The following is an 11,730-nucleotide window of genomic DNA, read 5'->3' as shown; positions in this document are numbered from 1 at the left end:
CGCATGAACAGGTTCTAATCTATAGAAACCGCCTTGGTACGATAGACGTATGCCGGGTGGTGTGGGGGGACAGCGGTGAAAGCCGCTTCCTACCCGATTGACCCTGGACGAAGTGCAGGGTGCTGGAGATAAACCAGTTGGATAGCCCTGAAAGGGCGATACTTTTAAGAGGTACTTTTTGAAACAGAAGCTAGTTGCGCCCCGCCGGGGCTGTAAAGTTTGTTGTTATCTGCCTACCCCCGGCTTTGCCGAGGGTTATGGATAGTTGTAACCCTTCGGGTTTTCATCGTTTTGGTCGCAATAATGTGCATCGTGAATACATAATGCGGGTTTAAGCCAGCCTCAGTCATACCATCTTCTGCGTTGGATAAGCATAGGTCTTCACTCGGTCGCCTTGGACCTACCTTGTCGGCAGGTCTGGCATACCTGAGGCTTTTTCAGCAAGCCTTACATAGATTTTTTTAAAATAATGGGATCTCTGTGGGGTCATTTTTCCTGGTTAGTTCTCTATATAGATTGTAAGCGGCAACAAAGTCGCAAAAATAGCCTTTCGAGTATGAATTTTAATCCTGTGGATGAGACCGATTTTTTAAAGAATCCCCTTTTTATAAAGTGGGTAACCAATCCCAATGCCGAGCTAGATCGCTATTGGCAGGACTGGGCCAGTAAGAATGTTGATAAAAAAGATACCATGTTTCGGGCCATCGAGCTTTCTAAATCCATGGCATGGAAAAATCAATATAAGATGGATGAAGGTGATTTCGCACAGATGAGGGACAGGCTCTTGGAGTTCAATGCGAAATGGGAAGGCCAATCTCCTCCAAGCTTATATTCGGATCGGTACAAAAAGAAGTTTGCATGGCTCTGGCCGGTGGCAGCCTCCATTTTAATAGCGGGTTTTCTGCTGTTTAATCACATCGGTTCAGCTGATGAGGAGCAAGTAACGGTAGAAGAAGCTCAGGTGTGGCTCACCAAATCTGTGCCTAAGGGCGTCAAGAAAGTATTCCATCTGCCGGACGGTTCTATGGTCATGCTTAATTCGGATAGCGAGATAAAATATCTGTCTTCTTTCGAAAATGAGCGGGTAGTGGAGCTGATTGGCCAAGCATTCTTTGAAGTGCAGAAGAATGAAGAACTGCCGTTTACAGTAATCAGCGGGGAATTGAAAACCAAGGTGCTGGGAACCTCATTTGATGTGAGTGCCTACCCTGAAGAGTCACGGATGCATGTGGCTGTAGTCACTGGCAAAGTCTTGGTCAATACCGAATCGGGGGTTTCCACTACTATCCTGCCTATGGAAGCATCCTATTACGATCCCGACACCAAATCACTGAAGAAGGACAGCTATGACTACAACCATTTGGTGGGCTGGAGGCACCGCATCCTAAAGTTTCGGGAAGAGAGTTACGGACATGTGTTTGACCGACTGTCGAAATGGTACAACGTCAGTTTTGAGTTTGCTCCGGAAGTAGTGCTGAAGGGAAAATACAGTGGGGAGTTTCAGAATGAAAGTTTGGAAAATGTCCTCAACGGCATGAAATACTCACTTGGGATTTCCTATGAGATTCAGGAAGGAATAGTAAAAATCAGAAAGAATTAACCGGTCAAAAGACCACTCATAATAAACCTAAAACAACCCCAAAATAATGAAACACAAATTACAGATCAAAGGAGGAAAGCTGTGCATCCGATACCTACTCTGCTTATTTTTTATGGCAGGGGGATTTTTCGGAGGGGGACAGATTTCTGCTGGTCAGCAGAATGACTTGAAAGATGTCATTTTAAGTATCAGCCTGAAGGATGCCAGTGTGGAGAAGTTGCTGAAGATCATAGAAAACAAGACCGAATTCAGATTCGCTTATGATCTTGGGTTAATCCAAAGCAGTCCACGGATAACTATGGATGCCCAGAATCAAAACCTGCTCTCCATATTGGAGGAACTCTCCGCTAAGTCCAGGTTGTCATTCAAGCAAATCAATTCTACCATCCATGTTTCGAAAACTGCAGTGGCGGTGGTCCAGTCGGCGCCCAAAGCACAAAGGGCGTTTATTCAGCTGACAGGAGTCGTCAAGGATGAAACAGGAGAGCCGCTTCCGGGAGCCTCAGTTACCATAGAGGGGCGGTCAGGGGTAGGCACTGTCACGGATTTGGACGGGAATTATGCGCTCGAAGCTACAGAAGGAGATATTTTGGTTTTTTCATTTTTGGGCTATGAAACCCAAAAGATCACAGTAGGATCCCAAAGTATAATAAACGTAACTATGAGTGTAAACCTCTCCACCTTGGAAGAAGTCATCGTAGTGGGTTATGGGACACGTAAAAAAGTAAGCGTGGTAGGAGCTGTGGACCAGGTAGGGCAGGAAGCATTTGAGGGCAGACCTGTGGCTACCATGAGCCAGGCACTGCAGGGTGTATCTGCCAATCTCATTGTGCAGCAGCGTAATTCCGAACCTGGGGCGGGAGTAAATCTTAACATCAGAGGGATCAGTACCCTAGGCGATAATTCTCCCCTAGTGGTAATTGATGGAGTCATAGGTGGGGACATTAATCTCCTTAATCCTTCAGATATAGAAAGTGTCTCTGTATTGAAAGATGCGGGAAGTGCCGCCATTTATGGTTCCCGGGCCAACAATGGCGTGGTGTTGATCACTACCAAACAAGGCCAAAAAAATTCCCGTCCTGTAGTCACATACAATGGGCTGGTAGGTGTAAATACCCCGCAGTTTTTTACCGCTCCGGTGCATGGATATCAAAATGCCATGCTCCGTAACGAGGCAGCATTCAATGCAGGCAGAAGTGAGGCTATATTCAGTCCCGAAGAGATCCGTCAGATCCAGGAAAATGGCGATACGGAATGGTTTGCCAAGGAAATCTTTGACAATGCTCTACAGCAAAATCACAATATTACTGTTTCCGGTGGCGGTGAAAATAGCACCTATTTGGTGTCTGCTGGCTATACTGACCAGCAAAATAACTATGTGGGCCCTGCAAAAGGCTACAAGCGATTTAATTATAGAATGAACCTCACCAATGAATTTGGAAGGTTCAAACTCAGCTCTAGACTGGCATACACCCGGAGATTGATCACAGATCACTCCTCTTCCAGTGGCACGCTGATGGCCGATGCCAACAGGGTTCCTCTATATTATACCCAAAAAGACTCCTTGGGAAGATACCTGACCAATGATGTTTTACAGGAGTTCAATCCACTGGGGATTTTGGAGCAGGGCGGTTTCAGACAGCACATTGATGACAATGTGTTTGGAAATCTCAGCGGGGAATTTCGTCTTACAGACCATTTTAAGCTTAGAGGGGTGTTTGGGTTTAACATGTACTCGAATAACCAATATGGCCGTGTAATGCAGGTGGATTTCTACCCAAGGGGAGTATATGGAGGAAACCGTAATACGAACGATGAGAACCGAAAGGGAATGGATCTCAATACCCAGATAATGCTGGATTACGCCAAAGTGTTTTCCGAAGTTCATGATGTGAGTTTCCTCTTGGGAGCATCCAATGAGAATCATGAGGACAGGGGCATTGGTATCTATAAGACATTTACTGATCCTGATCTGGGAACTCCTGTGACCGAGACAGTTATCAGTCCTGATTCCTATAACTCCAACCAAAGCTCTTCGGAAAACAGCCTTTATTCTTTATTCGGTGCTGTTTATTACGATTATAGCAAAAAGTATTTTGCTGAGCTCAGCTTTCGATATGATGGTTCATCCAAATTCCGGGAAAGCAAAAGATGGGGTTTTTTTCCTTCCGCTTCTGTGGGGTATAGGCTGTCCGAGGAATCATTTATGAATGGTTATAAGGAAAGGTTTGGAGATTTGAAAATCCGGTCATCTTATGGTGTGCTGGGCAATCAGAACGTGGGCAATTACCAGTATCAAACCACATTCTTTACCTTCCAGAATGCTTATGGATTTAATAATTCACCGGTGGGTGGCACAGGATTCAATTACGCCAACCCAAATATCCAATGGGAGAGGGCAGCTACTTTCAATATAGGGGCAGACCTTGACTTTATGGACGGAGCCTTGACTTTGAGCCTGGATTATTTTGATAAAGTGACTTCCGATATCCTTGTGCCACCGGCCGTTCCGGGAGTATTTGGTACTTCCTTGCCAGACTTCAACAGCGGAAAAGTGAGCAACAAAGGTTGGGAAATTACCACCACCTATAGACATAGAGGACAGCTGTTCAATCATTCCTTCACGTTTAACCTCGGAGATTCCAGAAATGTAGTGCTGGATTTTCAGGGTGAAGAGCGTCTGACAGGTCTGGAGGAATTGCAGGTGTTGCTTAAAGAAGGCTATCCTTTTAATTCCTATGTGGGCTTAAAGCGTGATGGATATTTCCAGAATATGGACGAAGTAGAGGCTGGTCCTAAACCTGAAGGCTTAAACGTTCAGCCGGGTGACAATAGGTATGTGGACGTGGATGGAAACGGCATAATCAACGATGATGATAATTACGTCTTTGGTAATCCATTCCCTAGGATGACCTTCGGTCTTACCTATAATGTACAGGTAAAAGGCTTTGACCTGAACATTTTTGCACAGGGAGTAGGACGCAGAACGATGATGATCCGTGGGGAAAGCGTTGAGCCTTTTCACTTCAACTACGGCATGACCATGTACACGCATCAATTGGACTATTGGACTCCCCAAAATCCTAATGCCCGCTACCCTATTCTTGCGGAGAATGGCAGCCAGTCCAATACCAACAACTTCCGAAGGGGTTCGGACATGTATCTTTTTGACGGGGCTTACCTCCGTCTGAAAAATATACAGGTGGGCTATACCCTGCCTCAGGCTCTGGCACAGCGGGTCGGTATGCAAACCTGCCGTGCATATTTATCGGGACAAAACCTGTTCACCTTGTCAAAAGTGGATTTTGTGGATCCTGAATTGTCAGAATTTGACAACAGCATGAGAAGTGGTGGTGCCAATAGTGCCAGGGCATATCCCACCATGGTGTATTACGGATTTGGCCTGGACATCACCTTTTAATCCCCCTTTCAAATGACAAAATTCAATAATTATATAATCATACTTCTTGCATTCACCTCCCTTTGCTGGACGGGGTGTAAGGAACTGGACTTGGCTCCGGAAAATACCTTTACGGATCTCACCTATTGGGATTCAGAGGCCAAAGCACAAAGTGTATTGAATACTGCGTATTCCCAGATGTATGGAAGTAGCCGTTTTTTTTACAATGAGGCAACTTCCGACAATGCCTTTAATGGTCGAGGGGATACAGAAGGAGCTGCTTCCTTGGCAGCAGGTACTTATGATCCCTCGTTGGGACGCCTTCAAGGCGAATGGAACAGTAATTATACAGGCATAAAAACCTGTAATATTCTTCTGGAAAATATTGACAGAGTGCCGAATATGGATGAAGGAAATAAAGCCAGAATGATGGCAGAAGCCCGTTTCATCAGAGCATTTTTGCATTTTCAGTTGATGACCTGGTTTGGGGATGTTCCGCTTTTGTCTAAGGATATCACTATAGAAGAAGCACAGGAAGTCGTCCGAACCCCAAAAGCACAGGTATTGGAATTTATTCTGGAGGAATTGGATCAGGTCAGCCTAACTCTGCCAACCCAACAAGATCTTACTGATTCTGAGCGGGGTAGGATCACTGCGGGCGCGGCCATGGCACTGAAGGCTAGAGTGCATCTGTATGAAGGACAGTGGCAGGAAGTAGTTCTGGCCACGGAGAATCTGATCAATGGTGATGCTTATGGCAGGTATGGCTTATTTCCTTCCTATGAAGGACTGTTTTTGCCAGAAAATGAATACAGTCAGGAAGATATCCTTAGTCTGCAATATGTGCCTCAGTTTCGGACTTGGGGGCAGTTTTTTGATATGGCCCCTTTATCCGCTGGGGCTAGACTCAATGCGCTGGCGCCAACTCAAGAATTGGTAGACAGCTACATGACAGAAGAGGGATTGGCAATTGATCATCCAGATTCCGGTTACGATGAAGAAAATCCGTATGTAAACAGGGATCCGCGCCTAAGCGCCACGGTAGTATATCATGAGTATGAATGGGAAGAAAATGGTGCCACCCGGACTATCTACATCAAGCCTGGCTCAGATCCGGATTCTTCGGCTCCGGATGAATATGTGCCGGGATCATCCAGCACTACTACGGGGTATTATACACGGAAGTATTTTGATCCTACTCACCTCGTCCAGTTTGCTTCCGGACTCAACCTGATGCTGATCCGCTATGCCGATGTGCTATTAATGTATGCTGAGGCCAAAAATGAATTGGGGCAGTTGGATGAAAGCACTTGGGACCTTACCATTAGAGCGCTGAGAGAACGAGCGGGTTTTGATGCTGCAACGGCTTTGCAGTTTACTTCTGGTCTCGGTCAGGAGGAATATAGAGAGATTATCCGTACCGAGCGAAGGGTAGAGTTGGCGATGGAAGGCCTTAGGATTTTCGATATCAGAAGATGGAGAATAGCTGAAGATGTACTGAATGGCTGGGCTCATGGTGCCAAATTCGGACCTCCTTCCGAAGACGATGGCTATTTACGTGTTAATCTACGATCTTTTGACCCGTCCAAACATTATTTATGGCCAATCCCCCGTGACGAGCGAAACCTTAATCCAAATTTGACCCAAAATCCGGGTTGGAACTAATTTCAGCCTAAACCTAAATTCTATAAAAATGAAAGATTTCCTATATAAAACACTTAGTGTAGCGGCCGTTATGATCTCCCTGTTTTCCTGTCAGGAGGATGCGGAGCTACACACTGAAGTCACGCCAGTAAATGCACTTTACTCACCTGAAAACAATGCCTTCATGAACCTAGGGGCGCAGAGTTCTGCGATTTTCGAATGGGAGGCAGCCAAAGCAGCAGATAATGGCGTAGTGCTGTATGATGTGGTATTTGATACAGAAGATGGGGATTTCTCGGATCCGGTTTATCTCCTACCGTCTGATGGAAGGGGGCTGCAGCGCAGACTTTCCCTTCCTTTTTCAGAATTGAACAAAATAGCCCAAATGGCAGGGATTCAGCCTGATGCTGTAGGAAAACTTCAATGGTCTGTACAATCATCCAAAGGAGTAAACGTACAACCCTTGATAGATATCCGGACCATAGAAGTAGCGCGTCCTGCAGGCTTTCCTTCTCCTGATGAATTGTATCTATTGGGATCAGCTACAGAAGCCGGTGAGGTGCTATCAGATGCTATTCTGATGAAAAAAACCAGTGCAAATACCTTTGAGGCTTATACTTCACTGAGTGAAGGAGCATATCATTTTGCCTCAAGAAATACCGGAGATCCGGATACCTTTTACATTGATGAGGAAAAGCTGAGAGCTGATGGAGAAACGGAGTATTCAGGGGATCAAAAGGTAGTTAGAATCAGAGTGGATTTTTCAAATGGAACTACCGAAATCACTGAAATAAGTAAAGTAGAATTATGGTTTGCACCGAATGATGTATTCCTCACCGATCTTCCATATGAAGCGAATGGCACTTGGTCTGTTACAGATTTGCCTATTGAATTCAGACAAGAGGATTGGGGACGTGATGAACGCTATAAGTTTAGGTTCACAACCAAGGATGCAGAAGGTAATGAGACGGAAGAGTGGTTTGGAAGTACAAACGGAGATAATCAGCGCCCTACTGAGTCCACCGGGCCTGCTTACTGGTACATGGTTCCGGTGTCTAATGACCGTTGGAGCAACAGCTATAAATTTGCTACAGAAGTGGATAATGCCAGTGCGGATATAAGTGTGATCTTCAATGCAGAGGTGTCGAATTATACACATACTGTTTCAGTAGATTAAAGATAAAAACCATGAAAAAATTTCTAATAGTACTTAGTGTACTCTCTGGAATGGCTTTTACTTCTTGCATTGACAAGGATCTGGGCCCGCTGAGAAATAACTTCGAAGAAGTGGAGGAAATTGTATATGATTATGCAGCTACCGCAGACTCCATGCAGTCCTCCACTTACTCACTTTACATTGCCGCTGACGGTTCTTTTAATTTCAATCCCGGCGGTTCATTTGGAGGCTACTGGCCTAATGCACACGCATTGCATGTTTATGTAGATGCCTATACGCGTACCGGAAACGGGATATACCTGGACAGGATGAAGAAGCTCCTCAATGGGATCAAATCCAATAACGGAGGTACTTTCACCAATGTGTTCAATGATGATATGCTTTGGCTGGGCAATTCCTGTGTACGTGCCTATGAGGCCACCGGGGATGAGGAGTACCTTGATGTGGCGGAATTCCTTTGGCATGATATCCTGGAGAGCTATAGTGAGGTGTTCGGTGGAGGTATCACCTGGAAAAAAGATACCCCAAACCTGAAAAATGCAGTTTCCAATGGACCAACCATCGTATTGGCGACCAGGCTTTACCATGTGACCAATGATGATTATTATCTGGATTGGGCCAAAGACTTATATGTGTGGCAAAAGGAAAATTTGGTAGATCCTGAGACGGGGCTGGTCTGGGATAATATAGAACTGATCGAAGGAGTCCCTACTGTGAAGAAAGATTGGATATTCACGTATAATGCGGGCACTTGGATTGGCTCGGGACTTCGTTTATTTCAGATTACCGGCGAGAATGGTTACCTTTTGGACGCAATCAAGACAGCGAAGTCCTCTATGACCCGTTCGGAAATATCCACTGAAGGTGTCTTAAATAATGAAGGTCAAGGGGATGGAGGACTATTCAAAGGGGTTTTTGTCCGATATTTCACAGAACTGATTCAGGAGCCTTCCTTAAATGAAACTGACCGCAAAGCTATGATTGATTTTATGAAGTTTAATGCGGATACATTTTATAAGTCGGGCTTGAAAAGACCGGAGATGCTCTCCGGACCCAACTGGAGGGAAATGCCAACCGGTCAAACGGACTTGACTACCCAATTATCAGGCATGATGCTCATAGAAGCAGCTGCATTATTGCAAGAGGAAGGCATTTTCGAGTAACTTATTTTATTGCAGTTTGATTAAGACGAATCATAAGCAGTCTTAATCAGACTGCAGTTCTTTCCATGTCACTATTTTCCGGTACCATTATCACTTGCCTCTTGTGCTTGAACGGGATTATCCTATTCTATCAAGCGGGGGGCATATAAATCAGTAACAGATGCGAAAAATCAATTTATTGCTTACTTTATCCACAGTCTTTGTTTTTTCTTTTTGCGGGAGCAAAAGCCAGACTAAGAATGACTTGGATTCTAATGAAAACACCTCACAACTGAATAATAACCTACCGGACAAAGGGCAGGCTTATTGGGAAGACTTGGCTGAGGGGATGAATCGAGCGTTGATCCGTCATTTCTGGGGAGCAAACTTTGAAGGACATGAAGACCGGTATTATTTTAATTACGGAAGTGATATGTCTAATATGACGACCAATCATTATTGGCCACAGGCTCACGCAATGGATGTAGTAGTGGATGGGTATAAGCGTACATCAGATCAGTTTTACCTAGACTTATATCCATTATGGTGGGATGGGGCACCAAGGTATAATTTCTCAGGTAGAGAAGAAGATGCCTGGTGGAATGAGTTCGTGGATGATATGGAATGGATAGTGCTGGCGCAGTTAAGAATGTACGAATCCACAGGCGAAGAGCAATATTTTGCGAAAGCAACCCAGATGTACAACGACTGGATATGGACCAACTGGGGACCGGAGGATGAAGCTCCGTGGTATGGTGGGATTACTTGGAAAACCGATGTGGAGAAAACAAAAAATGCATGTTCCAATGGGCCGGGTGCTTTGGTCGCCACGAGGATTTATACCCTATATGATCAGGTGAGTACACCTGGAGATAAAGCTAAGCAAGCCTATCTGGATGAAGCGGTGAAAATATACTCTTGGTTGAGAAATAATCTATATGAACCAAGTGAAGGAAAAGTATTCGATAACATGAATAGGGAAGGGAAGATAGACCGGGCTATCTATACTTATAATCAGGGGACATTTATAGGTGCAGCACATGAATTGTATAAGATTACCGGGGAAAGTCAATACCTGGAAGATGCCATTCAGGCCTCCAATTATGTCATAGACCATATGTCCAGGAATAACGGTGTTCTTCCAAATTCCACTTCCGGTGATGGGGGGCTTTTCAATGGCATCTTCTTCCGTTATTTTGTGAACTTAGTCAATGAGCCTGACTTAGATGCTGTCAGCCATGAAAAATTCCACAACTACATCACCAAATGTGCAACAGTGATGGCTGAAAATGGAGTGAATAAAAATAACATGCTGTATGGCGGAGATTGGTGGAATGCTCCGGCAGATGACGCTCCTGTGTCCTTAACGCCCATGTTGAGTGGGTGTATGTTGGCAGAAGCTATGTGTGTGCTAAAACCTCTTAATTAGACGGCAAGAATGTCTAGTGTATAGCTAAGCTTTCGCACTGTTTGTGTCCATGCAGATCCATTTTTTTATGGTGGATCGGGATTTTCCGACTTGCATATCCATGGATTTTAAATCTTATAATAACTTATTCCTATTTCACCGAACTTTGGCCTAACACATAACGTCTCAAAAAAGTCCTACTAATCAGCTTCAATTTAAACGCTTCCTTCTAATTACCTTCTTCAGTATGTAAAAAAATGACCTGCCATTACCCACACTTGGTTATATCGGATTATTGATTGGAGATGTTCGGCCAAATATTACCTAAGGAAATTTACTTTAATTTAATATTACCTTTTTATTACAGATGGTGTTGCCGCTTTGATGGAGGGATCCAAGTAAGTTACTTTGAGTTGCTAAAATCCACTGCAGCCTTGGAACAACCAGATCCCTTTTCTTTACAAAACCTCGTAAGAAACCTTGCTCAGGGAGATGAGTTTGCCTTTAAGAAATTATTTGAGTTGTTTTTTAAAAAAACCTACCATATTTCCCGAAAAATGAGACTGTCCCACGAAGAGGCAGAAGAAGTAGTGCAGGAAGTTTTTTTACAAATCTGGATGCACAGGGCGAAGCTTGACCCGGATCTTTCCATCAATGCTTATATTATCGCGATAGTTAAGTCTCTGGTCATTAAGAAAAACAGAAAGGATGCCCGGTTTTTCGCATTTCAGCAGTACCAAATTCCCCTAAAAGAGCCGATTTCTGCCCAAAATCCAGACGATGAAATGATTTACTCAGAATTTCATGGGATTTCTATGGAAATAATAGAAAAGCTACCTCCGGCACAAAAAGAAGTTTTTAAAATGAAACATCTGGAAAATAGATCTTATGAAGAGATAGCTGGCCTATTGAATGTGTCCCAGCGCACAGTAGAGAATCAGGCATTTCGAGCCACTAACTGGGTGAAAAAAAGACTATCGCAGCTGGAAATAGTATCGGTAAGTATTATGTTTTATATATATCCGTTTTTCTTCCAGTAAGGAGATAAAAGCAACATAGGATGGTAAAGCTAAGATTGAGGGCGTATAGGTCTTCAGAGTAGATAGGTTTTGCTGAAAAAGTCCCAGGCAGGCCAGGCCTGATATGCCTGGGCTAGCTTAAAAATCCCGATTTTGGTTTTTTCTGATGCATGGATAAAGACCTATTGTCGTCAAAAAGCTTGCACTTGCTGAAAAAAGCTCGCCTTAAAAAATGGGCTAATCATTCAAAATGATAGCTTTTGATCTATTACTGGCGTTTTTCAGCATAGGCTAGATAAGGAATGACTTTAAGTGAATTGGCTGATAAGAGGGGGGTAAA

7 protein-coding genes are annotated in these 11,730 nt (G+C 44.2%); all 7 read left to right on the top strand.

The annotated features are described in order from the left end of the window. The first annotated feature begins 556 nt into the window (after positions 1-556). The 7 genes from LZF95_RS26035 to LZF95_RS26005 all read left to right on the top strand — a co-directional run bounded on the left by LZF95_RS26035 (position 557) and on the right by LZF95_RS26005 (position 11,411). Positions 557-1,600, top strand: a complete 1,044-nt coding sequence (locus tag LZF95_RS26035) for a FecR family protein (RefSeq protein ID WP_233758421.1) — start codon at positions 557-559, stop codon at positions 1,598-1,600. Between the two features lie 46 nt (positions 1,601-1,646). After that, positions 1,647-5,021, top strand: coding sequence for a TonB-dependent receptor (locus LZF95_RS26030; protein ID WP_233758420.1), 3,375 nt, complete (start codon positions 1,647-1,649; stop codon positions 5,019-5,021). A 12-nt stretch (positions 5,022-5,033) separates the two neighbouring features. Then, complete coding sequence (locus tag LZF95_RS26025; RefSeq protein WP_233758419.1) at positions 5,034-6,665, top strand: RagB/SusD family nutrient uptake outer membrane protein; 1,632 nt, start codon at positions 5,034-5,036, stop codon at positions 6,663-6,665. Positions 6,666-6,693: 28 nt separating this feature from the next. After that, the gene (locus LZF95_RS26020) at positions 6,694-7,821 is read left to right on the top strand and encodes a SusE domain-containing protein (protein WP_233758418.1); all 1,128 of its coding nucleotides are present in this window, start codon (positions 6,694-6,696) and stop codon (positions 7,819-7,821) included. Between the two features lie 11 nt (positions 7,822-7,832). Further along, positions 7,833-8,984, top strand: a complete 1,152-nt coding sequence (locus tag LZF95_RS26015) for a glycoside hydrolase family 76 protein (protein ID WP_233758417.1) — start codon at positions 7,833-7,835, stop codon at positions 8,982-8,984. Between the two features lie 160 nt (positions 8,985-9,144). After that, positions 9,145-10,392: a glycoside hydrolase family 76 protein gene (locus LZF95_RS26010; RefSeq protein WP_233758416.1), complete on the top strand. Its 1,248-nt coding sequence runs from the start codon at positions 9,145-9,147 to the stop codon at positions 10,390-10,392. Between the two features lie 413 nt (positions 10,393-10,805). Beyond that, positions 10,806-11,411 carry an RNA polymerase sigma factor gene (locus LZF95_RS26005; RefSeq protein WP_233758415.1) on the top strand — a complete coding sequence of 202 codons (606 nt, stop codon included), beginning with the start codon at positions 10,806-10,808 and terminating at the stop codon, positions 11,409-11,411. Positions 11,412-11,730: the final 319 nt, after the last annotated feature.

Source organism: Algoriphagus sp. AGSA1 (assembly GCF_021390545.1).
Taxonomy (GTDB): Bacteria; Bacteroidota; Bacteroidia; order Cytophagales; family Cyclobacteriaceae; genus Algoriphagus.
The sequence above is the reverse complement of the archived record's forward strand: the minus strand, read 5'-3'. Positions and strand labels throughout refer to the sequence as shown.